The organism is Agrococcus sp. KRD186, assembly GCF_017168255.1.
In the GTDB taxonomy this organism is placed as follows: Bacteria; Actinomycetota; Actinomycetes; order Actinomycetales; family Microbacteriaceae; genus Agrococcus.
On record NZ_JABFAP010000001.1, the window covers coordinates 2,620,521 to 2,644,579 of the forward strand.

General features: G+C 72.7%; 25 protein-coding genes and 1 tRNA gene. 19 read left to right on the top strand and 7 right to left on the bottom strand.

The features are described from left to right. Positions 1–69: 69 nt before the first annotated feature. Positions 70–852: a helix-turn-helix transcriptional regulator gene (locus J1M46_RS12860; protein ID WP_241249122.1), complete on the bottom strand. Its 783-nt coding sequence runs from the start codon at positions 850–852 to the stop codon at positions 70–72. 141 nt (positions 853–993) lie between these two features. Between J1M46_RS12860 and J1M46_RS12865 the strand changes: the two genes are divergently transcribed. The 12 genes from J1M46_RS12865 to J1M46_RS12920 all read left to right on the top strand — a co-directional run bounded on the left by J1M46_RS12865 (position 994) and on the right by J1M46_RS12920 (position 9,562). Next, complete coding sequence (locus J1M46_RS12865; RefSeq protein ID WP_206448161.1) at positions 994–1,437, top strand: hypothetical protein; 444 nt, start codon at positions 994–996, stop codon at positions 1,435–1,437. A 245-nt stretch (positions 1,438–1,682) separates the two neighbouring features. Further along, the gene (locus J1M46_RS12870; protein ID WP_206448162.1) at positions 1,683–2,732 is read left to right on the top strand and encodes a lipoate--protein ligase family protein; all 1,050 of its coding nucleotides are present in this window, start codon (positions 1,683–1,685) and stop codon (positions 2,730–2,732) included. A 71-nt stretch (positions 2,733–2,803) separates the two neighbouring features. Further along, the gene (locus J1M46_RS12875; RefSeq protein ID WP_206448163.1) at positions 2,804–3,703 is read left to right on the top strand and encodes a TerC family protein; all 900 of its coding nucleotides are present in this window, start codon (positions 2,804–2,806) and stop codon (positions 3,701–3,703) included. Between the two features lie 44 nt (positions 3,704–3,747). Further along, a complete protein-coding gene (locus tag J1M46_RS12880; RefSeq protein ID WP_206448164.1) occupies positions 3,748–4,065 on the top strand; it encodes a GNAT family N-acetyltransferase in 318 nt (105 codons plus the stop codon). 59 nt (positions 4,066–4,124) lie between these two features. Continuing rightward, a tRNA-Gly gene (locus J1M46_RS12885) sits at positions 4,125–4,195 on the top strand. Positions 4,196–4,314: 119 nt separating this feature from the next. After that, positions 4,315–5,715 (top strand): tyrosine-type recombinase/integrase, encoded by a 1,401-nt coding sequence (locus J1M46_RS12890; protein WP_206448165.1) that lies wholly within the window; start codon positions 4,315–4,317, stop codon positions 5,713–5,715. Positions 5,716–5,837: 122 nt separating this feature from the next. Then, on the top strand, positions 5,838–6,236 hold the full coding sequence (locus J1M46_RS12895) for a hypothetical protein (RefSeq protein WP_206448166.1): 399 nt from the start codon (positions 5,838–5,840) through the stop codon (positions 6,234–6,236). Positions 6,237–6,609: 373 nt separating this feature from the next. Next, positions 6,610–6,822 (top strand): helix-turn-helix domain-containing protein, encoded by a 213-nt coding sequence (locus J1M46_RS12900; protein ID WP_206448167.1) that lies wholly within the window; start codon positions 6,610–6,612, stop codon positions 6,820–6,822. Further along, positions 6,819–7,058: a hypothetical protein gene (locus J1M46_RS12905; RefSeq protein ID WP_206448168.1), complete on the top strand. Its 240-nt coding sequence runs from the start codon at positions 6,819–6,821 to the stop codon at positions 7,056–7,058. The genes J1M46_RS12900 and J1M46_RS12905 overlap by 4 nt, the downstream gene beginning before the upstream one ends. Beyond that, a complete protein-coding gene (locus J1M46_RS12910; protein WP_206448169.1) occupies positions 7,055–7,321 on the top strand; it encodes a hypothetical protein in 267 nt (88 codons plus the stop codon). Before J1M46_RS12905 ends, J1M46_RS12910 begins: the two co-directional genes overlap by 4 nt. Then, positions 7,305–8,057 carry a bifunctional DNA primase/polymerase gene (locus tag J1M46_RS12915; protein ID WP_206448170.1) on the top strand — a complete coding sequence of 251 codons (753 nt, stop codon included), beginning with the start codon at positions 7,305–7,307 and terminating at the stop codon, positions 8,055–8,057. Before J1M46_RS12910 ends, J1M46_RS12915 begins: the two co-directional genes overlap by 17 nt. Further along, positions 8,054–9,562, top strand: coding sequence for a hypothetical protein (locus J1M46_RS12920; protein WP_206448171.1), 1,509 nt, complete (start codon positions 8,054–8,056; stop codon positions 9,560–9,562). The genes J1M46_RS12915 and J1M46_RS12920 overlap by 4 nt, the downstream gene beginning before the upstream one ends. A 647-nt stretch (positions 9,563–10,209) precedes the next feature. Here the strand turns inward: J1M46_RS12920 and J1M46_RS12925 are convergent. The 3 genes from J1M46_RS12925 to J1M46_RS12935 form a co-directional block, all read right to left on the bottom strand. After that, positions 10,210–10,476, bottom strand: coding sequence for a hypothetical protein (locus J1M46_RS12925; protein WP_206448172.1), 267 nt, complete (start codon positions 10,474–10,476; stop codon positions 10,210–10,212). Next, positions 10,473–11,915: a tyrosine-type recombinase/integrase gene (locus tag J1M46_RS12930; protein ID WP_206448173.1), complete on the bottom strand. Its 1,443-nt coding sequence runs from the start codon at positions 11,913–11,915 to the stop codon at positions 10,473–10,475. The genes J1M46_RS12925 and J1M46_RS12930 overlap by 4 nt, the downstream gene beginning before the upstream one ends. Positions 11,916–12,236: 321 nt before the next feature. After that, positions 12,237–12,590: a VOC family protein gene (locus J1M46_RS12935; RefSeq protein ID WP_206448174.1), complete on the bottom strand. Its 354-nt coding sequence runs from the start codon at positions 12,588–12,590 to the stop codon at positions 12,237–12,239. A gap of 78 nt (positions 12,591–12,668) precedes the next feature. Between J1M46_RS12935 and J1M46_RS15690 the strand changes: the two genes are divergently transcribed. After that, positions 12,669–12,791, top strand: coding sequence for a hypothetical protein (locus J1M46_RS15690; RefSeq protein ID WP_274606938.1), 123 nt, complete (start codon positions 12,669–12,671; stop codon positions 12,789–12,791). Positions 12,792–12,800: 9 nt separating this feature from the next. Beyond that, complete coding sequence (locus J1M46_RS12940; RefSeq protein WP_206448175.1) at positions 12,801–13,568, top strand: LmeA family phospholipid-binding protein; 768 nt, start codon at positions 12,801–12,803, stop codon at positions 13,566–13,568. A gap of 72 nt (positions 13,569–13,640) precedes the next feature. Here J1M46_RS12940 and J1M46_RS12945 read toward each other — a convergent pair whose 3' ends face one another. The 3 genes from J1M46_RS12945 to J1M46_RS12955 all read right to left on the bottom strand — a co-directional run bounded on the left by J1M46_RS12945 (position 13,641) and on the right by J1M46_RS12955 (position 16,345). Continuing rightward, the gene (locus tag J1M46_RS12945; protein WP_206448176.1) at positions 13,641–14,162 is read right to left on the bottom strand and encodes a hypothetical protein; all 522 of its coding nucleotides are present in this window, start codon (positions 14,160–14,162) and stop codon (positions 13,641–13,643) included. Positions 14,163–14,242: 80 nt separating this feature from the next. After that, positions 14,243–15,175, bottom strand: a complete 933-nt coding sequence (locus J1M46_RS12950; protein WP_206448177.1) for a GNAT family N-acetyltransferase — start codon at positions 15,173–15,175, stop codon at positions 14,243–14,245. 258 nt (positions 15,176–15,433) lie between these two features. Continuing rightward, positions 15,434–16,345: an EamA family transporter gene (locus J1M46_RS12955; protein WP_206448178.1), complete on the bottom strand. Its 912-nt coding sequence runs from the start codon at positions 16,343–16,345 to the stop codon at positions 15,434–15,436. A gap of 131 nt (positions 16,346–16,476) precedes the next feature. Here J1M46_RS12955 and J1M46_RS12960 point away from each other — a divergent pair, with 131 nt between their 5' ends. The 5 genes from J1M46_RS12960 to treY all read left to right on the top strand — a co-directional run bounded on the left by J1M46_RS12960 (position 16,477) and on the right by treY (position 24,002). After that, positions 16,477–17,457, top strand: coding sequence for an ABC transporter ATP-binding protein (locus J1M46_RS12960; protein ID WP_206448179.1), 981 nt, complete (start codon positions 16,477–16,479; stop codon positions 17,455–17,457). Next, positions 17,454–18,557, top strand: coding sequence for an ABC transporter permease (locus tag J1M46_RS12965; RefSeq protein WP_206448180.1), 1,104 nt, complete (start codon positions 17,454–17,456; stop codon positions 18,555–18,557). The genes J1M46_RS12960 and J1M46_RS12965 overlap by 4 nt, the downstream gene beginning before the upstream one ends. A 149-nt stretch (positions 18,558–18,706) precedes the next feature. Next, the gene (locus J1M46_RS12970) at positions 18,707–19,180 is read left to right on the top strand and encodes a YbaK/EbsC family protein (protein ID WP_206448181.1); all 474 of its coding nucleotides are present in this window, start codon (positions 18,707–18,709) and stop codon (positions 19,178–19,180) included. Between the two features lie 194 nt (positions 19,181–19,374). Continuing rightward, positions 19,375–21,639, top strand: coding sequence for a glycogen debranching protein GlgX (gene glgX / locus J1M46_RS12975; protein ID WP_206448734.1), 2,265 nt, complete (start codon positions 19,375–19,377; stop codon positions 21,637–21,639). Between the two features lie 8 nt (positions 21,640–21,647). Next, complete coding sequence (treY, locus tag J1M46_RS12980; RefSeq protein WP_206448182.1) at positions 21,648–24,002, top strand: malto-oligosyltrehalose synthase; 2,355 nt, start codon at positions 21,648–21,650, stop codon at positions 24,000–24,002. Positions 24,003–24,059 lie beyond the last annotated feature (57 nt).

Consider the following 24,059-nt stretch of genomic DNA (forward strand, 5'->3'; position numbering starts at 1 on the left):
TGCACGCCTGGCTGAGGCCCTCCGCGCCGATCGGCTGGCTCAGGGTCCGCTGGCTCAGGGTCCACTGGCTCAGGGATCCGCTGACTCGATCACGACGCAGCAGCGCCCGGGTGCCGGATCGAGCCTGGCACGCAGCGTTCCGGGCGCGACGGTCTCGGTGACGCCGTCCAGCAGCGCCCGGTTCATGCCGCAGACGAGCGTCGTGTGCGCGCGGGAGAGCTCGTGGAACGGGCAGTTCGTGAGTTCGATGCCGCGCTCGGTGCGGCGCGGCTCGTAGCCGTGCTCGGCGAGCACCTCGGCGGCCGCGTGCAGCGCATCGTCGTCGTCGACCCGCCGGTCCGCCGTCGCGGCACCGCTGCCGCTCACCCCGGCCGGCGCGGCAGCGCCGCGCTCCCGTCGGGCGGCCGACTCAGTGCCCAGCGCACGGCCGCGTGCGGTGGCGACGCGAGCCACCGCATCCGTCACCGGCTCGCACGTCTCGGCGGCGGCGTCGATCGCGGTCGCCAGCAGCGAGCCCGCGAGGTCGTACTCGCGCGGCGGCAGCGAGACGGCGACCGTGCGGTCGGCGCGCCGGTAGCGCTTCGCGGGACGGCCGGCGCCGGGGCCGCCGCGGCCGGCGGGGCGCGCGTAGTCGGTCTCCAGCAGCCCCGCCTGCTCGAGCTTCTCGAGGTGGAAGCGCGCGCGGTGCACGGGCATCTCGACCGCTGCGGCGGCCTCTTCGCGCCCGACCGGTTGCGGCTGCGCGACGACGTAGCGGTAGAGCTCGTGGCGCGCGTCGTCGGCGATCGCGCCGACCGCGGTGACGTCGTCGTCGAGCGGCATCGGCTGCTCCTGTTCGTGGGCGGTGGTCACGTCTGCGCGACCCGATCCTCTATCGGCAGGGGATCTTGACGCTAGAGTACTCCGGGTCTATCGTGCAGATCAATGACAGTTAGAAATTGATCCGCGGACGGGTCGCACCGGCGGCGGATCCTGCAAGAGAGGAGCGGTGCCATGGCCACGACAGTGTCGTCAACCGGCAGCACCACGACCGCGCACACCGCCGCCAGCAGGCGCAGCCCCAGCCAGTGGGCGTTCATGCTGCTGCGGACGGCGTTCACGGTCGCGCCGATCCTGTTCGGGATCGACAAGTTCAGCAACCTGCTCACCGACTGGACGCAGTACCTCGCGCCCTGGGTCGACGCGATCGTCCCCGGCGATGCGCAGTTCGCGATGTGGGGGATCGGCATCATCGAGATCGCGGCCGGACTGCTGGTTGCCATCGCGCCTCGCTGGGGCGGGCTCGTGGTGGCGGCCTGGCTGCTCGGCATCATCGTCAACCTGTTGACGCTGCCGGGTTACTTCGACGTCGCGCTGCGCGATGTCGGCCTGCTCGCCGGCGCGCTGGCGCTGGCGCTGCTGGCCCGCGAGCACGACGGGAGCGCCCGCCGCGCCTGAGGCGGCGAGCTCGCGCGCGGCGGACCCCTCGCGAGCGTGGACCCCTCGCGCGCGGACCCGTTCGGGATCGAGGGACCCGTTCGGCCACGAGCGCGCGCGAGCGCGGACCCCTTCGGGATCGCAGGACCTGTTCTATCGGGTCCCCGGATCCCGAAGAGGTCCGTGCTCCGCCAACCCTGGCGCGCGCAGCCGCCCGTCCCGCCGGCAGCCGCCCCTGGCGCGCAGCCGCGCCGTAGGCTGGTGCCATGCACGGCGAGTACAAGGTCCCCGGTGGCAAGCTCGTGGTCGTCGACCTCGAGGAGCGAGACGGCCGCATCGAAGACTTCCGCCTCGCGGGCGACTTCTTCCTCGAGCCCGACGAGGCGCTGGGCGAGATCGACGCAGCCGTAAACGGCCTGCCGGCCACCGCATCCGCCACCGAGATCGGCGAGGCCATCAAGGCGGGCCTGCCCGCCGATGCGACGCTGCTGGGCTTCACGCCCGAATCGGTCGGCGTCGCCATCCGCCGCGCGCTGCAGCACGCCAGCTCGTTCGCCGACTACGACTGGACGATCATCGACGACGAGCCGCGGCTGCCGCTGCTGCACGTCGCGCTCGACGAGGTGCTCACCGAGGAGGTCGGCGCCGGCCGCCGCGGCCCGACGCTGCGCTTCTGGAACCTCGCCGGCCCCGCCGTCTACCTCGGCTCGTTCCAGTCGTTCAAGAACGAGGTCGAGCCCGAGGCGGCCGAGCGCCACGGCATCCCGGTGCTGCGCCGCATCACCGGCGGCGGCGCGATGTTCTCCGAGCCCGACAACGCCATCACCTACTCGCTCTACGTGCCGGGCGACCTGGTGCAGGGCATGAGCTTCCAGGACTCCTACGCGTTCCTGGATGCGTGGGTCATCGAAGCGCTCAAGGGGCTCGGCATCGATGCGTTCTACGCGCCGCTCAACGACATCACCAGCGCCAAGGGCAAGATCGGCGGCGCCGCGCAGAAGCGGCTCGCGTCGGGCGCGGTGCTGCACCACGCGACCATGTCGTACGACATCGACGCCGACAAGATGACCGAGGTGCTGCGCATCGGCAAGGAGAAGCTGAGCGACAAGGGCACCACGAGCGCGAAGAAGCGCGTCGACCCGCTGAAGTCGCAGACCGGCATGGAGAAGTCGGCGGTGCAGGAGGCGCTCAAGGGCACCTTCCGGAAGCTGTTCGGCGGCACCGATGGCGCGCTCACGGACGCCGAGCTCGCGGAGGCGACCGAGCGCATCCGCACCAAATTCGGCACCGAGGAGTGGCTGCACCGGGTTCCGTAGCCGGCAGTCGGCCAGAGTCACGGGTGCGGCCCAGGTTTGCGACAGTCCGGCTCCGTAGGATGTGACGCCTCATGGACTTCTCGTTTGCATTCACGCCCGACCTGCTCGCCATCTTCCTGACGCTGTTCGTGCTCGAGATCGTGCTCGGCGTCGACAACGTCATCTTCATCTCGATCCTCGCCGCGAAGCTGCCGGAGTCGCAGCAGGCGAAGGCGCGCAACCTCGGCCTCACGCTCGCGATGGTGATGCGCGTCGGCCTGGTGCTGCTGGCCGGCTGGATCATCACGCTCAACACCGACCTGTTCACGGTGTTCGGCATGGGCTTCTCCGGCCGCGAGCTCATCCTCATCCTCGGCGGCGGCTTCCTGCTCTACAAGGCCATCCACGAGATCCACCTGAAGCTCGAGGGCGAGGAGGGTCCAGAGGCATCCGTCGGCAAGGCCACCTTCGGCGCCGTGCTCGCGCAGATCCTCGCGATGGACCTGGTCTTCTCGCTCGACTCGGTCATCACCGCGGTCGGCATGACGAGCAACATGATCGTCATCATCGCGGCGGTGGTGATCTCGTTCGGCATCCTGCTGTTCTCGGCGAAGTACATCTTCGACTTCGTCAACCGCCACCCGACGGTGAAGATGCTGGCACTGTCGTTCCTGCTGCTGATCGGCGTCTTCCTCATCGCCGAGGGCTTCGGCTTCGAAATCGACAAGGCCTTCATCTACGGCCCGATGGTGTTCGCGGTGCTCGTCGAGGGGCTCAACCTGTGGGCCGCAGCGCGCCGCCGCAAGCGCCTCGGCAAGGCCGACGACTCGGTGCGCCTGCACCTGCGCACCTACGCCGGGCCGGTGCGCGGCGAGGCCGGCGACGTGCAGGCACCGGCGGTCGCCGCAGCGCCGGTCGCCGCAGCGCCGGTCGCCGCAGCGCCCGTCGAGGAAGCGCCCGTCGAGGAAGCGCCGAGCGACCGAACCGACTGACCGACGGGCTTGTCGTTCCGCGCGCCGCCAGGTTGGATGGGGCCATGAGCGATCAGGCAAGCCAGACCCAGGTCGTCGTGGGCGACGACTCCGACCGCGGCCGCTATGAGGCGCACATCGGCGACCACCTCGCCGGCGTGCTCTCCTACGTCGACGATGCCGACGGCAACCGCGTGCTGCAGCACACGGTCGTCGGCGACGAGTACGGCGGGCACGGCGTCGGCAGCGCGCTGGCGCGCTTCGCGATGCAGGATGCGACGGATGCGGCGCGCAAGATCGTGCCCCAGTGCACGTTCGTGCAGGGCTGGTTGGGCAAGCACCCCGAGCACCAGTCGCTGGTGGCGCACGCCTACGAGGGCTGACGCCCGGCGGCGTCGCGTACACTGGTGGCAGCCGCACGGTGCACACCGGGCGCGGCCACGCGGATGTAGTTCAATGGTAGAACTTCAGCTTCCCAAGCTGATAGCGCGGGTTCGATTCCCGTCATCCGCTCGAGGTCAACACCCGCAGGATTCCGCGGAATTCTGAGGGTCGAGACACTCACGAGGGCAGCGCGTTCAGACCCTGCCGTGGACTCACGTGGACTCACGTGGTGAAAACGGGACTGAACGATGACCGCGAAAACCGCCCGCACCGGCACCCGCAAGAGCGCAACACGCCGCACCCCCAGCACCTGGGGCACGACCGAGCAGCTGCCCTCGGGCCGCTGGCGAGCCCGCTATCGGCTCGCCGGCCGCAGCATCGCCGCCGGCCGCACGTTCGACACCCGCGAGCAGGCCGCCGCCTGGCTCGCCGGCGAGCACGCCGACCGCTCGCGCGGCGTCTGGGTCGACCCCGAGACCGGCTCGCAGACGCTCGCCGACTACGCCCGCGAGTGGCTCGCCGGCCGCGTCGACCTCACCCCGCGCACGGCCGAGCTGTACGCCGACACGCTCGAGCGCTGGGTGCTGCCGCGCTTCCAGCTGCCCGGCCGGCGCGGCGGCATCGAGCTGGGCAGCATCGAGCTGCGCGAGCTGTCGCCGGCGGTGGTGCGCGCCTGGCACTCGGCCATGTTCGACGCCGCCCGCGCCGCCGGCCTCGCCCGCCAGGCCTCGGCCTCGACCGCCCGCGACCCGCACCCGGCCCGCCGCTGGGCCGCGCACAAGGGCATGAGCGTGCCCGCCACCGGCAAGCTCTCCGACGAGGTGCTGCGCGCCTGGCGGGCCGCCGGCGAGCCGGTACTGCCGGTGCTGCGCGCCAAGCCCGAGCACGACCTGGCCTCGGCCGGCCGCTCGACCGCCGCCCGCGCCTACGCGCTGCTGCGCAACATCTGCAACGCCGCCAAGGCCGACGAGCTGCTGACCGGCGACAACCCCTGCCGGGTGCGCGGTGCCGGCCAGCACACCGCCGCCGAGCGCTCGACCGCCAACCCCGCCGAGGTCGCCGCGCTCGCCGCCGCGATGCCGGTGCACCTCTCGGCCGCCGTCACGCTCGCCGCCTGGTCGGGGCTGCGACGCGGCGAACTGTTCGCCCTCGCCCGCCGGCACGTCGACCTCGACGCCGGCACGCTGCGCGTCGAGCGAGCACTGCTCGAGCTGCGCGGCCAGGGCATCACGTTCGGCGAGACCAAGACGCGCAAGAGCCGCCGGCTGGTGCACCTGCCGCCGTTCGCGGTGGCGATCCTCGAGGCGCACATGCGCGAGCACGTCGCAGCTGCGCCCGACGCGCTGCTGTTTTCGACCAACGGCGCACCGGTGAGCGTGTCGCGGCTGTCGCAGTGGTTCAAGGCCGCCCGGCTCACGGTCGGCCGGCTCGACCTCACCTGGCACGACCTGCGCCACACCGGCGCGACGCTCGCCTACCGCGCCGGCGCATCGGTGCCCGAGGTGCAGGCCCGGCTCGGCCACACGACCATGCGCGCCGCGCTGATCTACGCGCACGCCGCCGACGACTCCGACCGGATTCTCGCCGAGCGCCTGGACGCGCTCTACGCCGCCGAGTCGACCGCGCCGAGACTGCGCGCGGTGGGCTGACCATGAGAGAAGCCCCGCATCGCACGCCTGCAACGCCTGCACGCCTGCACCTGTCGGCCGAGTGTCAACCGAGTGCTACACCTCGGCTGGCCCATGTGGGTGCGCGGGTGCATGGTGGACTCATGCAGACGACAGTGGCGACGAACGGGCACCGGGGGACACCTCCCATGCCCACCGGCCTGGTGTCGATCACCGGGCAGCTGCTGCCGCACAAGATGCACGAGCTTGTGCGCTGGGCCGAGTCGGTCTCGCGCGAGGTGGCCGAATCGTGGGCCGCGCTCGGCGTCTACACCGGCTCGGGTCGCTGGGGCCGCCACTGGCTGCGCGTGCGCGGCTGGGCGCAGCTGCTGCTGGTGCTCACCGAGGCTCGAGCAGCGCTCGAACTGCTCGAGGCCGAGCCGCACCCGGTGCAGCGGCGACGCGCCACGGATGACGCGCCGCCCCCGCCGCGAGCACCGCGCGTGCTCACGGCCGCGCCGCGCGCGCCAGGTGCAGTCGCCGCCGACCCGGCAGCGATCTAAGCACCGCGCAGCCGCTCGACCCCCGCGCCCATCGCGCGCGCAGTCGCAGCTGACGATCCAGGGCTGACCCCAATGCCGTTCGGTTAGCCGTCGGGCGGTGATGTCAAGCAGCGCGTCCGCGTGGCTCCCGTTGGAGAGCCGCAGCCCTTGTAGAAGTGGATCTGTCCGCCAAGACCGATCTCTTCACAAGGGCTGCGCGCGTGATCAAACGCGCCATCTCCAAGTACCGGGCCAAGGGCCGCGAGATCGACCGACGCACCTATCCCGCGACACTCCACACCAGAATCTTGACCCCCGGCCCCGACGGCTAACCGAACGGCATTGGGGCTGACCCCACCCCAGAATTAGGGCGCGTTGTTCGAAAGGCAACGCAATGCACACCCCCAACCAAGAGCAGCGCCGCCTGCTCACCCTGCTCGAGGTCGCCGAGGTGCTCGGCACCGGCGAGCGCATGGCCCGCCGCATCGTCAGCGAGCGCCGCGTGCCCGTCGTCAAGGTCGGCCGTCACGTGCGCGTGTGGTCAGACGACCTCGACGCCTACCTCGAGTCCAACACCGAGCCCGCAACCCGCGCGGCCAAGCGATGAGCGCGCCGCTGCCTGCGCGCGCCCCCCTGCACGCGCAGCTGCTGCTGACCGTGCTGCCTCACCTGTCGCCCGCCGTGCTTGAGCACCCCGGCTCGCGCGCATTCCGAGCAGCCGTGCGCCGGGCAGCGCTCGAGCACGCCGGCGGGCTGACGCTAAGCCGGCGCGAGCTGGCCGCCGGCGTCGCCTGGCTGCGCCGAGCCGGCTGCTGGCCCGGCGCCGAGGCGGTGCACGCATGATGCACCTCGAGCGCGCCAGCCACATGCCCGGCCCATCCCTCAACCGCGTGCGTGCGCAGCAGCGTGCCCTCGTGGCCGAGTTGCGCGAGCAGCTCGCGCGGTGCGAGCCCGACACCCCCGCCTATGCCGAGCTCGCGCACGACCTGCACGAGGTGTACCGGCGGATGCTCGGCCACTCGAGCAGCTCGCCGCAGGCCCGCGACGACCTGCGCCGCGAGCAGCACCGGCAGCGATGGGAGGCCGACAATGCCGACGACGCATGACGCCCTCGCCCTCGCCGCCGCCGGCTGGCAGCTGCTGCCGCTGCGCGGCAAGGTGCCGCTCACGGCGCACGGCGTGCGCGACGCATCCGCCGACCCCGAGCAGGTGCGCGCCTGGTGGCCCGCCGGCGCGCTGCACAACCTCGGCGCGCGGGTGCCCGGCGGGCTCGTAGTGCTCGACCTTGACCCGCGCAACGGGGGCACACTCGACACGCTCGCCGGCGCAGCTGGTGACGAGCTGCCGGCCACGCTCACGGTGCTGTCGGGACGTGGCGACGGTGGTCGGCACCTGTACTTCCAGCACCCCGGCGGCCGGCTCACCTCCACCCGCCTGCCCGAGGGCATCGACGTGAAGACCTCGACGGGGTACTGCGTCATGCCGCCGAGCCTGCACCCGGCGACCGGGCAGCCCTACCGCTGGCTCGGCGACGCCGGCCCGGCTCGGCTGCCGCACACGCTCGCGCAGCTGCTGCGCGTGCCGTCGCTGCCTCGGCCGGCGGCACCGCTGCGCGCCGATGCCGGGCTCGACGCCAAGGCCGCGCATCTGGTCGAGTACGTCGGCCGGCTGCCCGAGGGCAAGCGCAACGCCGGGCTCTACTGGGCCGCCTGCCGAGCGCATGACGAGGGGCAGCCGGCTGGCACGTTCGACGCGCTCGAGCGAGCCGCGCTGAGCATCGGCTTGCCCGCCGCCGAGGCTCGCGCCACCATCGCATCGGCGCGCCGAGGCGGTGCCGCATGACGCCCACCGACGTGCCCGACGTGTCTGGCTTCCCTGAACCGCCCGAGCCCGAGCCGCAGGCCGAGGCTGGCAAGGCTGACGAGCGGCCAAGCGCGGCGACGCGGCTGGTGCGGCTGGCTGAGGGCCGCTACCGGCTCGGTGTCACGCCGAATGGCGAGCCGTTCGCCAGCGAGCGCGTGGGCAGCCAGCAGCACATCGCGCTGCCGCTGCGCGGTGGTCGCCTCGGCCTGCGCTTTGCGCTCGCCAGCGACTACTACGACCTCGAGGGCAAGGCAGCGCCGCAGGCGGCGCTGACGGATGCGCTGAGCGTGCTCGAGGGCAAGGCGCGCCGGCTCGAGCCGGTCGACCTGGCGATGCGGGTCGCCGAGGTCGACGGCGCGCTGTGGATCGACTCGGGCCGGCCTGACGGCAAGGTGTTCCACGTCACGCCGCAGGCGGTCGAGCTGCTCGACTCGGCACCGGTCATGTTCCGGCGCACCGAGCTGACCGACGCCATGCCGCTGCCCGAGCCCGGCGGCTCGCTCGCCGAGCTGTGGGACTTCCTGAACGTCGCGCCCGGCGACCGCCCGCTGCTCATCGCCGCGATGGTCGCCGCGTTCCGGCCCGATATCCCGCACCCCATCCCGACGCTGGCCGGCGAGCAGGGCACCGGCAAGAGCACCGCCGCCGCGATGCTCGTGCAGCTGCTCGACCCGACGACCGTGCCGCTGCGCAAGCCGCCGCGCGACTCCGACTCGCTCGTGACGGCGCTCTCGGGCTCATGGGTGGCCGCGCTCGACAACATCTCGACGATGCCCGATTGGCTCAGCGACTCGCTGTGTCGAGCGGTCACCGGCGACGGCGACGTGCGCCGGCAGCTCTACACCGATAGCGGGCTGGCGGTGTTCCGGTTCCGGCGGCAGGTGGTGCTGACCGGCATCGACTTCGCCGGCCTGCGCGGCGACCTCGCCGAGCGGCTGCTGATGATCGAGCTGCACCGCATCCCCGACGACGCGCGCCGCGATGAGGAGTCGCTGCAAGCCCGCTGGGATGAGGCCCGCCCGCGTATCCTCGGCGCACTGCTCGAGCTGGTGGCGCAGGTGCAGCAGCTGCTGCCGACGATCAAGCTCGCGCAGTTGCCGCGCATGGCCGACTACGCCCGCGTGCTGGCCGCCGTCGACCGCCTGCACGGCACCGCCGGCCTGGCGCACTACCGCGCCCAGTCCGCCGAGGTCGCGGCCGACACGCTCACGTCGTCACCGTTCACGGCGCTACTGCTCGGGCTGCGGCTCGACGTGCTGGGCACGGCAGCCGAGCTGCTCGAGGTGGTGCGACCGCACGACGGCGAATGGCGCGAGCCTCGCGACTGGCCGAAGAACGCCCGCGCCGTCACCTCGACGCTGCGCCGCGACGCGCCCGCGCTGCGTAAGAACGGGTGGACGGTGGACGACGAGGGCGACGACCGCACCGGTGTGAAGCAGTGGCACGTGTGCAGCCCCGAAGCAACCTGCAAGCACGACGCCTGAGGGTGACGCGCCCCCGGTCACGCCCGCTCGTGACCGGGGGCGACCTGTGCCGGCGTCGCGCCGGCGTCATGCAGGCGTCGCGGCTGGCTGACGCCTGCACCGGGTGCAGGCATTGCAGGCGTTGCAGGCGTCGGATGCAGGCCCGCTCTCGGCATGAGTGCAGGCGTTGCAGGCGTTGCAGGCGTCGGATGCAGGCCCGCTCTCGCCGCTTGCCCTCGAGGTGCAGGCGTTGCAGGCGTTGCAGGCGTCGAATACCGGCCATCTCTCATTGGTGGGGGCCGATTTTTTCAGGTCGGCCCCTCAGGACATCCCGCGCCGCCCCGTCTTGTTCCCCCCGATCCGCCCAGAAAAACCGCCGCCGAAGCGGGCGCAGCCCAGAGCTGCCGAAGCAATCGCGATGCGGCCCTATCTCTACGTTTTCCCAGGGCACGACGAATGCGCGGGCCGGTGGCCCGTTTGCGAGTGCACGCTAGCGGCCGTGGCCGCGCGGTACGAAGCTCGGCGGCGTGTCATGCCCGCTCATGCCCGCTCGTGCTGCTCGCCAGCCGGACGACGGCACCGGCGGCGGTGAGCTGCCAAGCCGCTGCTCGCCGCCTCGCGTAGCCACGCCCGCGCGGCGCAACGATCCTTGCGCCGCGCGTTGTGCGCTAGGCGGTGCGGCGCAGCCAGGCGCGTGCGCCGATGTCGGTCAGCTGCCACCGGCTGCTGACCTCGAGCCCGAGTTGCTCCGCTGTAGCCTCGGCCGCTGCGACGAGCTCAGCGCCGGCCTTGACCGGCTCGAGCGGTGCGAGCCAGCCGAGCGCAATCGGCTCGGACGGGTGCGCGAGCTGCACGCCCACGTGTGGCACCGGCAAGTCGCGCCAATCCTCCCCGACGCGCGTGACGACCACGTAGGCGCGTGGCTCGGAGGTCATGCTGCTGCCACCGCTTCGACCGCCGAGCGCAGGCGCGAGGGCGATAGCTGCACGTAGCGCTGCGTGGTGGCCGGGCTCGAGTGGCCGAGCAGCTGCTGCACGGTCAGCAGGTCGCTCGAGGCGGTGTAGGCGAGCGTCGCGAAGCGGTGCCGCAGCGCGTGCATGGTCACGCCGTCGGGCAGCAGCGCTGAGATGCGCTTGCCGAGGTAGCGGGCGCTCAGGTGGCCATCGAGCCGGCCGGGGAATGCGTAGCCGTCCGGCAGTGCGAGCAGCTCGCGGGCGATGCTCGCCGGCAGCGGCACGGTGCGCTGTTTGTCGCCCTTGCCGTGCACGAGCAGCTCGTGCCCGCCCTCGGCCGGCAGCACATCGCACCGGTGCAGCACGGCGACCTCGCCGCGCCGCAGGCCCAGCTCGGCCGCGAGTCGCAGCGCGAGCGCGTCGGCATCGTTGGCTCGGGCGAGCGCGCCCCGGTACTCGTGCTCGAGCGCCGGCCTCGGCCGAGGCTGGCCGGCCTTGACGATGGGGAAGCGCCGCAGCGGCGACTCGAGCACCCTGCCGGTGTCCTCGGCCCAGCGGTAGAAGCCAATGAGCGCCGAGCGCGCCATGCGCCGAGTCTCCGGCTTCCAGCGCTTGCCGCCCATCCAGGCCAGCACGTCATCGAGAGTCACCGCCCATGGCTCGAGCGATGCGTGCTCGCGCGCGAAGCGGGCGAGGATCTCGTGCCGCGACCGCACGGTGGACTCGAGCCGGCCGGCAGCGCGGGCCGAGGCGGCGAAGCTGCGCAGCGGCTCGCGCCACGCCTCGGGCACCGGCTTGGCGACCGCGCGCCGGCTCGGCTCGGCGCTCGGGTCGACCGGCACCCGCCGGGTGCTCGCCGCCCACCGGTAGAACGCCCGCAGCGACGTGCGGTGTGCCTGCCGGTTGCTCGGGGCACCGGGCAGGCTCTCGAGCCAGGCCGCGAGCTGCTCGCCGGTCACCTCCCACGGCGAGCAGTCGGCCGCAGCTGCGAAGCGCGTCACGTGCTTGAGGCGCAGCGCGACCGTCGCCGGTTGCCGCTTGGCCTGCGCCTCGGCCGCCTCGAATGCCGTCAGCGCATCCTGCCAGCGCGCGGCGAGCGTGTAGCGCGTCACCGCCGGCCGTGCCGGTGCCGGGCTGGCGATGACGTGGCCGGCCTCGACCGCCCAGCCGTAGAACGCCCGCAGCGCGATGCCGTGGTGCTTGCGCGCATCCGGCGACGCCGGGTGCTGCTCGAGCCAGGCCGCGACATGCTCGCGCGCCACGGCGAACGGTGGCCGCTGCACCTCGCGCGCGAACGTGCGCAGGTAGCCGACGCGCTGCGCCGCCGTCACCGGCGACAGCAGCGCCTCGAGCTGCGCCTGCTCGAATGCCTCGAGCGCCTCGGCCCACGCGCCCGATGCGCGCCTCTGGGTACTGGTCATCTGCTCCCCCTCGAATGTGGCCGCAGACTAAGCACCCCCGCCCACATCTGTCCAGCGCGTGGACTCGCGTGGACTCGTGACCGGTAAAACGCGGTCAATCGCGGTCGCCAGCGGTCAACGTCTGATAGCCTGACTCCCGCATGATTCCGCGGAATTCCGGGGCATCACGCACTGTTAGGGCAGGAGCCCTGGCGCGTTTCCCAAGCTGATAGCGCGGGTTCGATTCCCGTCATCCGCTCCACTCGGCCCGGTCGCAGACCGGGCCTTCGTGCTGTCCGGGCACGGACCGTGCACGTCGGGGCAGCGAGTCTCGCTGCCGGCTCAGGTGCCCTCCGGCACCCCGGCGATCGACATCGCGTTGCCGTCCGGATCGACGAAGGTCGCGTGCTGCACGCCGTTGCCGTAGGTCTCGTGCTCGTCGGGCACGATCCCGCTCGCGGCCAGCCGCTCGACGATCTCCTGCACGCCCCGCACCGCGAAGGTGATCGTGCAGGCGCCGGCGCGCTCGGCCCGCTCGTCGACGACCAGCCAGGCGTCGGCGCCGACCTGCCAGAGCGCCTCCTCGCCGATCATCTGGTCGGCGGGGCGGCCGAAGAACGTCGCGTACCACCGCATCCCCGCCGCGCGATCGCTCACGCACGCGATCGACAGCAGCTCGACGAAGCGCTCACTCACGCGCATCTCCGCCCGGGCCTGCCGGGTGCCTGCGTGACGTCGTCGAGCGCGACCGCCTCGGTTGCGATGATTGTGGCCATGGCACGACCCTCGCGCGCCGGGCCGGAGACGTCAACGGGTCACCGGCTCTCGGCGAACCCCGAGCACGCACCCGTACGCTCGCCGGATGACCGCAGCACCCGCACGCCGCTCGACCGCTGAGGCGCACCCGTGACCGCCGCCGGCGCACCGCGGCGCCGACGCGGACGCGGCGTGCTCGTGCTGGTGATCCTGCTGGTCGTCGTCGCCGTGCTCGTCGTGGTCGCCGAGCTCGTCGCCCGGCAGGTGGTGCCGGGCATGATCCGCTCGGCCGTCGCCGAGCAGCTCGCGCTGCCCGCCGAGCACCCGATCGACGTGGAGGTGGACGGCATCCTCCTCCCGCAGCTGCTCACCGGCACGCTCGACCAGGTGCGCATCGCCTCGCAGGACGTCGCGGTCGGCCCGGTCGGCGGTGACGTGCGCGTGGAGGCGCAGGGCGTGCCGATCCGCGGTGACGCGCCTGCGGAGGGAGGCGCCGCCGAGGTGCGGATGATGCCCGAGCAGCTGCGCACGCTGCTCGCGACGATCGACGGCTTCCCCGCTGAGACGGTGGGCCTCGCGGCGCCGAACGTCACGGCGTCGGGCGAGGTCGAGCTGCTCGGCGTGACCATCCCGGTGGGGGTGGCGTTCGAGCCCTCCGTCGCTGAGGGCGACATCGTGCTCACGCCCGCCGAGGGCACCATCGGCGACGCCTCGGTCACCGCCGACCAGCTGCGCGGCCAGCTCTTCGGCCTGCTCGACCCGCTCCTGGAGGATCGCCGCCTGTGCATCGCCGAGCACCTCCCGGCCGCGCTCGCGCTGCAGTCGATCGAGGTGACCGGCGAGGAGATCGTCGCCGACTTCGACATCGACGGCGGCATCCTCGCCGACCCGGCGCTGCGCGAGCCGGGCAGCTGCTGACACGGCCAGCCGCGGCGGTCGGCTGACGCGACCGCCTGCACCGCTCACTCGGGCCGGGTCGTGTCGGCGCCGCTACTCCGGCGCGGGCACGTCCGGCACCGTCAGCGGCTGCAGCACGCCCAGCTCCAGCCACGTCAGCGGCGCGATGACCGACAGCGCGGCGATCAGCAGCAGCGTCAGCACCACCACGATGTACTGCACGCGCCGCCGGCCGTGCGAGATGCGGCGGAACCCCCACGCGATCGGCACGCCCACGAGGGCCACCATCAGCGCGATCGTCGGTGCCACCCAGTGCGGCACGCACGCCAGCACGGCCAGCAGCGCGATGCCGATGGCGAGCGGCAGCATCGACTTCTCCCGCTTCCCGTCGCCCTCGGGCTCCGGCGGCGCGACCCACGGCGGCTCGGGCGCCTCGATCTCCGAGGGCGGGGTGACGGATGCGTCCTGCGGCCCCCGGGTCGGCCGCAGACCGCGGGTCCACGGCGCGGCCGCCGAGGGCGGCTGCTGCTCGGGCTGCGGCTCGCCGCGGCGCTCGCGCGCGGCCGGATGGCCCGGCGGCGCCCACCGCCGTGCCTCCTCGTCGCGCCCGTCCACGTATCCATCATCCCGCCCCCGGCTCGGGGACGACCGCGCCGGGGCCGGCGCCGGGCTCGCCGTGCCGGCGCCGACGCCTGCTAGGGCAGGTGCAGGTCGATGCGCGACTCGGTCGCGTGCCAGCCCTCGGCCGCGAACGCCCGCTGCATCGGCACGTTCGCGTCGTCGGTGTCGGCGATCAGCGTGTGCGCGCCGCTCGCCAGCAGCTCGGCCGTCGCAGCCGCGACGAGCTCGCGCCCCAGCCCGCGGCCGCGAGCAGGCTCGGCGACGCCCACCTGCGGCACCAGCCCGATGCCGCTCGGCAGCGTGATCCACGAGACCAGTCCCGCGTCCCAGCTGCCGTCAGGTCCCTCCGCGACCGCGAACCTGATGGAGTCGATGGGGTCGGCGTGCAGCAGCTCGCGCGCCCAGCGCTGCGCCGCGATCTCGAGCCCGTGCTCGGCGACCGCGAGCCGGTCGCGCACGTCGAGCGAGCCGGGCAGCACCCGCTCGAGCAGCGAGACCAGGCGATCCTCGTCGCCCTCACCGGCTCGCTCGAGCCGCAGCCCGGGCGTCGGCCGAGCGCTGAGCGCGTCAACGGGCAGCTCGTAGTGCCGCCGGGTGACGAGCACCCGCCAGCCGAGCGCATCGAGCGGCGCGAGCACCGACAGCACCGCGGGGTCGCCGAGCGGCTGCTCGGCCGGTCCGCCGAACGAGACCTCGGCCTCGTCGCTCGGCAGCGCCCACTCGGTGGCCCGTCGCAGCAGCCCGGCGGATGCCTCCTGATCGTCGGGCAGGCACAGCACGTCGATGAGGCGCGCCTCACCGAAGTCGCGCGCGGCGACCAGCCCGCGCACGTGCTCGCCCTCGGTTGCCGCCCACACGAGGTCGGGCCGCCGGTGGCCCTTCTCGAAGGTGCGCTCGAGGGAGGCGGCCGCCAGCCGGGATCGGTTGGCGGGGGTGTCGATGGTGAAGGTGCTGGCGCGCAGCCAGCGGAGTGCCTCGTCGGTCGAGGCGGGGGAGCGGAGCTCCATGTGGTCCTCCAGTCGGCGACGCGCAGCGCACGTCGCGGAAGGGTGAGCCGGCCTCGAGGGCGCGGGCCTACAGGGAGGAGCGGTCGTCGAGGGCGGCGGTGCGGGTGAACATCGCGGCCTCCTCTCGACGGCCCGGGCGTGCCAGTGGACGGCGAACCGGGGTGCGGCGAGCGTAGCAGGGCGGATCGGGCGCGGTCGAGGCACGCGGTCGCGCGGCCCCGCCGCGCACGGCACCCACGCCATCGCAGCGGCCGTCTCTCACGGCACGAGCGGCATCTGCCCCGTCGTCGGTGGCATCGGCCGCACCCGTGCGGCGGTGAGCGCGACCCCCGCCGAGGCTGCCACCACGAGCGCCAGCGCCAGCAGGTCGAGCGTGCCCAGCAGCTCGCCGATCACCAGGAAGCCGAAGATCGCGGCCGCCGCGGGCTCGAGCGCCATCAAGATGCCGAACACGCGGGTCGGCACGCGGCGCAGCGCGAGCATCTCGAGGCCGTAGGCGATCGCGCTCGAGAGCATGGCCACCGCGAACGCCGGCAGCAGCACGCTCACGTCGGCCGCGAGCGCGTCGATGGCGCCGAGCAGCCCGAACGGCAGCACCGCGATCGTCGCGATCACGAGCGCGCCCGCGAGGCCGCCGACGCCGGCCACGTGCCGGCCCACCGAGGCAGAGGCGAGGATGTACAGCGCCCAGCAGACGCCCGCAGCGAGCGCGAAGACCACCCCGAGCGGATCGAGCGCTCCGCCGATCGACTGCGCGCCGAGCACGCCGACGCCGATCGCGGCGAGCCCCACCCAGGCGAAGTCGACGGCGCGCCGCGACTGCACGAGCGCCAGCACGAGCGGCCCGATGAGCTCGAGCGTCACCGCGACCGCGATCGGGATGCGCGGCAGCGCCAGGTAGAACAGCAGGTTCATGGCCGCGAGCGAGAGCCCGAGGAACACGATCGAGCGCCAGGCCGCCCGGTTCCACGAGCGCATGCGCGGGCGCGCGATCAGCAGCATCACCACGGCCGCGATCCCGAGTCGCAGCAGGGTCAGCGCCGCCGGGTCGATGCGGTCGAAGAGCGTCTTCGCGATCGACGCGCCGAACTGCACCGAGGCGATCGAGCACAGCACCAGCAGCACGCCCGCGAGCAGACCGCCGGAGGAGAGACGACGGATGCGGGGCACCGCTCCAGCGTAGGCGCGCCCGGCCGCGCGAGCGGCATCATCCGCCGGGCCGCGCGAGCGGCATCATCCGCTCGGCTGATCTTGCAGGCGAGCCGTGCAGAATCCATCGCTTCCCCGTGCAGGATGAGCGCATGACGGATCACGACGCGCACGCGCCCGACGCCGGCGGCATCGTCGTCGAGGGCGTCGCGCGCAGCTTCGGCTCGGTGCAGGCGGTGCGCGAGATGAGCTTCCACGCGCTGCCCGGCCGCGTCACCGGCCTGATCGGCCCGAACGGCGCCGGCAAGACCACGCTGCTGCTGATGCTCGCATCGCTGCTGGCGCCGGAAGCCGGCTCGATCCGCATCGAGGGCGCCGATCCGGTGCACGACCCGCGAGCGGTGCGGCGCGCGATGGGCTGGATGCCGGATGTGCTGGGCACCTGGCGCACCCTCTCGCCCCGCGTGATCCTCACGACCGTCGGCCGGCTGCACGGCATCCCCAGGGCGGCCGCCCGCGCTCGCGCCGACGAGCTGCTCGTCGAGGCCCGGCTGGAGGAGCTCGCGGACCGCCCCAGCCGGGTGCTCTCGCGCGGCCAGCAGCAGCGGCTCGGCCTCGCCCGCGCGCTCGTGCACCGCCCGCGCGTGCTGCTGCTGGACGAGCCGGCCGCCGGCCTCGACCCCACCAGCCGCGTCGAGCTGCGCGGCCTGCTGCGCGGCTTCGCCGCCGGCGGCGGCACGGTGCTCATCTCGAGCCACGACCTCTCGGAGCTCGACGAGATGGCCGAGGACGCCGTCTTCGTCGACCGCGGCGAGGTGGTCGGCGGCGAGCGGCTCGTGCTCGCCAGGCAGGCGGCGCGCGAGTGGCGCATCCGGGCGCTCGACCAGGGCGCGTCCGGCACCTCGGCGCTCAACTACCAGCTGGCGAACATCGGCGTCGCCTTCGACCGCGTGCGCATCGAGGGCGAGATCGCCTACGTGGCGCTCGATCGCGACGAGGACGCGGCGGATGTCCTGGGTCGCCTCGTGCGCGCCGGCGTCGCCATCACGCACTTCGCGCCGGCGGTCGGCGACATCGAGCGCACCTACCTCGGCCTCGCGAACGGCGCCGACCCCTCGGGAGGTGCTCGATGAGCGCGACCACGACCGCATCGCCGCCGCCACCGACCCCGGCGGCCGCGCCCCGCGCATCCGTCGCCGCCTGGCTGCGCATGCTCGGCGTCGTCGTCGGGCTCGAGCTGCGGCAGCGGGTGCGCTCGGTCGCCTGGTACGTGCTGCTGGGCATCGTCGCGCTGGTCGTCGGCGGCGTCATCGTGGTGCTGTGGCTGTCGCTGCAGGGCTACCAGCGCGACATCGGCGGCGCGATCTTCGCCACCACCATCTTCCTGGTGATGCTGGTCACCTCGCTCGTGACGCCGGCGCTGTCGGGCAACGCCATCAACGGCGACCGCGACGGCGGCACGCTGGCCTCGACGCAGGTGACGCAGGTGTCGGGCACGCAGCTCGTGCTCGGCAAGGTGCTCGGCTCGTGGATCGCCTCGCTCGGCTTCCTCGCCGTCTGCGTGCCCTTCATGGTCGCCGGTGCGCTGCTGGGCGGCCTGCGCATCGAGGCGGTGCTCATCTCCATCCCGCTGGTGGTGCTCGAGATCGGCGTGATCTCGGCGATCGGCGTGGGGCTGTCGGGGCTGATCCGCAAGCCCGTGCTGTCGACGGTCGTGACGTATCTGGTGGTCGCGTTCTTCTCGGTGGGCACGCTGATCGGCTTCGGCGTCGGCACGATCGCCTTCCAGAGCGAGGAGACCCGCACCGAGCTCGCGTGGGACTTCGACGAGCAGACGGGCGACTCCATCTGCCGCGACACCGACCGCACCTACGAGACCGTCGTGCCGCGGCCCGATCGGGTCTGGTGGATGCTGGCCGCCAACCCCTACGTGATCCTGGCCGACGCCATCCCCCCGCACTTCGATGCGAGCGGCTACCCCGACGACGTCTTCGGCCAGATCGGCATCGCCGTGCGCAGCGTGCAGGAGCCGCCGCACGTCGAGTCGTGCGCCGACTACGGCCCCGACGGCAGCTGGCGGGACCCGTACGAGGGCATCTACGAGCGCACCGCGCCGAGCTGGTTCGTCGGCATGGGCATCCACGTGCTGCTCGCGTCGCTCGCCGTGTGGGGCGCGATCGCCGCAGTGCGGGCGCCGGCCCGCACGCTCGCCCCCGGCAGCCGCATCGCCTGATGCGCGCTGGAGCTCAGAGCCTCGGCCCTTTCGGGCCGGGGCCGCGACGCCAGCGCCGGTGGCCGTCTCGGCGACCGGGACCCAGCGCATCCGACTTGTCGAGAGCGCGCCGTCGGCGCCCGCTCGTCGCGGCGGGCAGGATGGGAGCCATGACGCTTCCGACGAAGGCCGCGACCATTCAGCAGCAGCTCGCCGAGCTCGGCATCGAGCGCGAGATCATCCACTTCCCCGAGGGCGTGCACACGGCGAAGGCCGCAGCGGCCGCGCTCGGCATCGAGGTCGGCGCGATCGCGAACTCGCTCATCTTCTGGATGGCGGATGCGCCGCTGCTGGTGATGACGTCGGGTCGCCACCGCGTCGACACGGCTGCGCTCGCCGAGCAGCTCGGCGCCGGCCCGATCGAGCGCGCGACGCCGGCGCAGGTGCGCGCCGCGACCGGTCAGGTGATCGGCGGCGTGGCTCCCTTGGGGCACCCGGCGCCCATCCGCACGATCGTCGACGTGGCGCTGCGCGACTACCCGCAGCTCTCCGCGGCGGCGGGCGTGCCCGAGGCGGTCTTCATGCTCAGCTATGACGAGCTGCTGCGCATCACTGACGGCGAGGAGCGCGTCGTCGGCGCTTGACCGCGCCGGATGCGGTCGCGCGGCTGAGATGTGCACGCGCGCTGGGCGTCGCGAGCGGAGTTCGGCGGGATGTGCTGCGGTTCGACCGAAGCCGCGTGCACATGTTGTCCCGCGCTCCCGCGCATCCCACCTCCCTCAGCCCCCGCAGACGATCGCGACCTACACTCGGCAGAGTGACTGACACCGCATCCGACCTGCAGCTCTGGCCGGGCGAGCCGTATCCGCTCGGCGCCACGTTCGACGGCACCGGCACCAACTTCGCGCTCTACACCGAGTCGGCGGAGAAGGTCGAGCTGTGCCTGTTCGACGAGGACGACACCGAGACGCGGGTCGAGCTGCGCGAGGTCGACGCCTACGTCTGGCACGGCTACCTCCCGACGGTGCAGCCCGGCCAGCGCTACGGCTACCGCGTGCACGGTGCCTACGAGCCGACGAAGGGCCTGCGCCACAACCCCTCGAAGCTGCTGCTCGACCCCTACGCGAAGGCCACCACCGGCACGATCGACTGGGGCCAGCCGCTGCACAGCTATACCTTCGGCGACCCGCTCAGTTTCAACGACGAGGATTCCGCGCCCCACATGATCAAGGGCGTCGTCATCAACCCGTTCTTCGACTGGTCCGGCGACCGCCATCCCAACACGCCCCTGAGCGAGACGATCATCTACGAGGCGCACGTCAAGGGCCTCACGCAGACCCACCCGGATGTGCCCGAGTCGCTGCGCGGCACCTACGCGGGCCTCGCGCATCCGGCGATCATCGCGCACCTGCAGAAGATCGGCGTCACCGCCATCGAGCTCATGCCCGTGCACCAGTTCGTGCACGACGCGGTGCTGGTCGAGAAGGGCCTGCGCAACTACTGGGGCTACAACACGCTCAGCTTCTTCGCCCCGCACGCCGAGTACGCCGGCACCGGCGAGCGCGGCCAGCAGGTGCAGGAGTTCAAGGCCATGGTGAAGGCCCTGCACGAGGCCGGCATCGAGGTGATCCTCGACGTGGTCTACAACCACACCGCCGAGGGCAACCACATGGGCCCGACGCTCAGCTGGCGCGGCATCGACAACCAGGCCTACTACCGCCTGGTCGAGGGCGACGAGCAGCACTACATGGACTACACCGGCACCGGCAACAGCCTCAACGTGAGCCGCCCGCACCCGCTGCAGATGATCATGGACAGCCTGCGCTACTGGGTGACCGAGATGCGCGTCGACGGCTTCCGCTTCGACCTCGCCGCGACGCTGGCGCGCGAGTTCTACGACGTCGACAAGCTCTCGACCTTCTTCGAGATGGTGCAGCAGGATCCGGTGGTCAGTCAGGTCAAGCTCATCGCCGAGCCCTGGGACATCGGCCCCGGCGGCTACCAGGTGGGCAACTTCCCGCCCGTCTGGGCCGAGTGGAACGGCAAGTACCGCGACGAGGTGCGCGACTTCTGGCGCGGCGAGCCGACGGCGCTGGGTGAGTTCGCCACCCGCCTGTCTGGGTCGGCGGATCTCTATGAGCACTCGGGGCGGCGACCCGTCGCATCCATCAACTTCGTCACCGCCCACGACGGCTTCACGCTGCGCGACCTCGTGAGCTACAACGAGAAGCACAACGACGCGAACGGCGAGGACGGCAACGACGGCGAGAGCCACAACCGCTCGTACAACTACGGCGCCGAAGGCCCCACCGACGACGCCGAGATCCTGCAGGTGCGCGCCCGCCAGCAGCGCAACTTCCTGGCGACGCTGCTGCTGAGCCAGGGCGTGCCGATGCTGCTGCACGGCGACGAGCTCGGCCGCACGCAGCGCGGCAACAACAACACCTACGCGCAGGACTCCGAGCTCAGCTGGATCGACTGGTCGAGCATCGACCAGCCGCTCATCGAGTTCACGGCCGCGGTCGCCAGGCTGCGCAAGGAGCATCCCGCCTTCCGCCGCAAGCGCTTCTTCACCGGCAGCGACGTGCGCACGGGCGACGGCGAGCGGCTCAACGACATCGTCTGGCTGCGCCCCGACGCCACCCCGATGACGGGCGACGACTGGCAGACGATGGAGGCCGAGAAGACGCTCGGCATGTACCTGAACGGCAACGGCATCCCAGGCCGCGGGCCGCGCGGCGAGCGCATCACCGACAGCCACTTCCTCATCTACTGCAACGCGAGCGAGGAGGAGCGCGAGATCACCATCCCGCCCGACGAGTACGCAGAGGCGTGGGATGTGCTGATCGACACCGGCGCCGAGCAGGAGCGCGGCGGCGCCATCCGGGCCGGCGAGACCGGCCGCCTCGCGCCCCGCTCGTTCGCGCTGCTGCGCCAGCACGCCCTGCCGGCGGAGGCCGACTTCTCGGTCGCCGCCTCCATCGCCGCCAACCGCGCGTCGTCCGCGCCCGAGCCCGACGACGCATCCGCCACTCACGCATCCGCCACTGACGCATCCGCCACTGACGCATCCGCCACTGACGCATCCGCCACCGAATCCTGAGGAGAGCCGTGCGCACGCCGCAGAGCACCTACCGACTGCAGATCAACGAAGCGTTCACCCTCTTCGATGCGGCGGCGCGGCTCGAGGCGCTCGCCGACCTCGGCGTCGACTGGGTCTACCTCTCGCCCATCCTGCAGGCCGAGTCGGGCAGCGACCACGGCTACGACGTCGTCTCGCACACGCAGGTCGACCCCGCACGCGGCGGTGCTGAGGGGCTGGATGCGGTGGCCGCCGAGGCGCGCAGGCTCGGCATGGGCGTGCTGGTCGACATCGTGCCGAACCACATGGGCGTCGCGACCCCCGAGCACAACCACTGGTGGTGGGAGGTGCTGCGCGATGGGCCGGAGAGCCCACTCGCGGATGCGTTCGACATCGACTGGGAGGCGGGCGGCGGCAAGCTGCTGCTGCCGATCGTGGGCGACAACGACTGGTCTGAGGACGGCACGGTCGCGCACCTGAGCCTCGCGAACGACCGCGAGTCCCTCAGCTACTGGGACACCCGGCTGCCGGTCGCGCCCGGCACCGGCGAGGGCACGCCGCAGGAGGTGCTCGAGCGGCAGCACTACCGGCTCGCGCACTGGAAGCTGGGCGACGACCAGCTGAACTACCGGCGCTTCTTCGCCGTCTCGTCGCTCGCGGCCGTGCGGGTCGAGCTGCCGGAGGTGTTCGAGGCCTCGCACGTCGAGATCGAGCGCTGGTTCGACGAGCGGCTCGTGCAGGGGCTGCGGGTCGACCACCCCGACGGCCTGCGCGACCCGGCCGGCTACCTCGACGACCTCGACCGGCTCACCGGCGGCGCCTTCGTGCTGGTCGAGAAGATCCTCGAGCCGGGCGAGCAGTTGCCGCGCTGGGCGACGGCGGGCACCACCGGCTACGACACGCTCGGCGCCATCGACCGGGTGCTCACCGACGGCTCGGCCGCGGCGACCCTCGACGCGCTCGATGCGCGGCTGCGGGGCGGCGAGCGCGTCGACTGGGCGGCCATGACGCACGGCACGAAGCGTCGCGTCGCCGACACGATCCTGCGCGCGGAGGTGCTGCGGCTCGAGCGCGAGGTGCGGGCGGCGGATGCGTGGGGAGACCGATACGAGGAGTCCGGGGGTGCGCCGGCCGACACCGCCGATGCGCTCGCCGAGCTGCTCGCCTCGTTCCCCGTCTACCGCTCCTACCTGCCGGAGGGGCTCGAGCACCTCGGCACCGCCGCTGAGCGGGCGAAGGCGGCCCGACCGGATCTCGCCGGCACGATCGACGAACTGCTGCCGGTGCTCGGCAACCCCCGTCAGCCCGTGGCGCTGCGCTTCCAGCAGACCAGCGGCATGGTGATGGCGAAGGGCGTCGAGGACACGGCCTTCTACCGCTACTCGCGGCTGACGAGCCTCAACGAGGTGGGCGGCGACCCCGAGGTGTTCTCGATCGAGCCGGCCGACTTCCACGCGCTGATGGGCAGGCGGCAGGCCGAGTGGCCGCACGCGATGAACGCGCTCTCCACCCACGACACGAAGCGCGGCGAGGACGTGCGCGCGCGCATCACGACGATCGCCGAGCTGCCGAGCACCTGGGAGGAGCTGCTCGACAAGCTGCTGATCTTCGCGCCGATGCAGGGCCGCGCGTTCGTCAACCTGCTGCTGCAGGCGATGGTCGGTGCGTGGCCGGCGAGCGAGGACCGCCTGGTCGCCTACATGCGCAAGGCCGCCCGCGAGGCCGATGTCGACACGCACTGGACCGATCCGGACGCGGGCTTCGAGTCGCAGCTGGCCGAGCTGGTGCGCAACGTCGTGGCCGGCCCGGCGAGCAGGGCGGTGGAGGCGTTCCTCGCCGAGACCGAGGCGGGCTTCCGCTCGAACGTGCTCGCGGCGAAGCTGCTCAACCTGACGATCCCGGGCTTCCCCGACGTCTACCAGGGCTCCGAGGCGCTGGAGCAATCGCTCGTCGACCCCGACAACCGCCGACCGGTCGATTGGGGACGAATGGATGCGCTGCGCGAGCAGGCGCGCGAGCCGCTGTCGGGCGAGTGGGACGTGGAGGTCGCCAAGACCCGGCTCGTGCGCGAGGCGCTGCGCCTGCGCCGCGCCCACCCCGAGCGCTTCGAGGACTACCGGCCGCTGCTGGCGCGCGGCGACGCCGCCGAGCACGCGATCGCCTACGACCGCGGCGGCGCGATCGCGATCGCCACCCGGCTGCCGATCGCGCTGGCGGCGCGCGGCGGCTGGGGCGAGACGAGCATCCGGCTGCCCGAGCCGCCGGAGGGGTCGGGCGGCTGGCACGAGCTGCTCACCGGCCGCGCGATCGCGAGCGGCGAGGTGCCGGTGGGCGTGCTGCTGAGCGCCCTGCCGGTGGCGCTGCTGACCCGTGCCGACGCGTGATGCGCCGCGAGGCAGGGCGGACCGACTGGTGAGGACCGACCGGTGAGGACCGACCGG

Bases quoted from the DNA above. Each gene is read 5' to 3' on its own strand.
- J1M46_RS12905 (WP_206448168.1), top strand. From the start codon at position 6,819: ATGAGCGCGCCGCTGCCTGCGCGCGCCCCCCTGCACGCGCAGCTGCTG.
- J1M46_RS12915 (WP_206448170.1), top strand. From the start codon at position 7,305: ATGCCGACGACGCATGACGCCCTCGCCCTCGCCGCCGCCGGCTGGCAG.
- J1M46_RS12910 (WP_206448169.1), top strand. From the start codon at position 7,055: ATGATGCACCTCGAGCGCGCCAGCCACATGCCCGGCCCATCCCTCAAC.
- J1M46_RS12890 (WP_206448165.1), top strand. From the start codon at position 4,315: ATGACCGCGAAAACCGCCCGCACCGGCACCCGCAAGAGCGCAACACGC.
- J1M46_RS12925 (WP_206448172.1), bottom strand. From the start codon at position 10,476: ATGACCTCCGAGCCACGCGCCTACGTGGTCGTCACGCGCGTCGGGGAG.
- J1M46_RS12880 (WP_206448164.1), top strand. From the start codon at position 3,748: ATGAGCGATCAGGCAAGCCAGACCCAGGTCGTCGTGGGCGACGACTCC.
- J1M46_RS12870 (WP_206448162.1), top strand. From the start codon at position 1,683: ATGCACGGCGAGTACAAGGTCCCCGGTGGCAAGCTCGTGGTCGTCGAC.
- J1M46_RS12920 (WP_206448171.1), top strand. From the start codon at position 8,054: ATGACGCCCACCGACGTGCCCGACGTGTCTGGCTTCCCTGAACCGCCC.
- J1M46_RS12875 (WP_206448163.1), top strand. From the start codon at position 2,804: ATGGACTTCTCGTTTGCATTCACGCCCGACCTGCTCGCCATCTTCCTG.
- J1M46_RS15690 (WP_274606938.1), top strand. From the start codon at position 12,669: ATGGCACGACCCTCGCGCGCCGGGCCGGAGACGTCAACGGGTCACCGG.
- J1M46_RS12865 (WP_206448161.1), top strand. From the start codon at position 994: ATGGCCACGACAGTGTCGTCAACCGGCAGCACCACGACCGCGCACACC.
- J1M46_RS12950 (WP_206448177.1), bottom strand. From the start codon at position 15,175: ATGGAGCTCCGCTCCCCCGCCTCGACCGACGAGGCACTCCGCTGGCTG.
- J1M46_RS12960 (WP_206448179.1), top strand. From the start codon at position 16,477: ATGACGGATCACGACGCGCACGCGCCCGACGCCGGCGGCATCGTCGTC.
- J1M46_RS12930 (WP_206448173.1), bottom strand. From the start codon at position 11,915: ATGACCAGTACCCAGAGGCGCGCATCGGGCGCGTGGGCCGAGGCGCTC.
- J1M46_RS12970 (WP_206448181.1), top strand. From the start codon at position 18,707: ATGACGCTTCCGACGAAGGCCGCGACCATTCAGCAGCAGCTCGCCGAG.
- J1M46_RS12965 (WP_206448180.1), top strand. From the start codon at position 17,454: ATGAGCGCGACCACGACCGCATCGCCGCCGCCACCGACCCCGGCGGCC.
- J1M46_RS12900 (WP_206448167.1), top strand. From the start codon at position 6,610: ATGCACACCCCCAACCAAGAGCAGCGCCGCCTGCTCACCCTGCTCGAG.
- J1M46_RS12895 (WP_206448166.1), top strand. From the start codon at position 5,838: ATGCAGACGACAGTGGCGACGAACGGGCACCGGGGGACACCTCCCATG.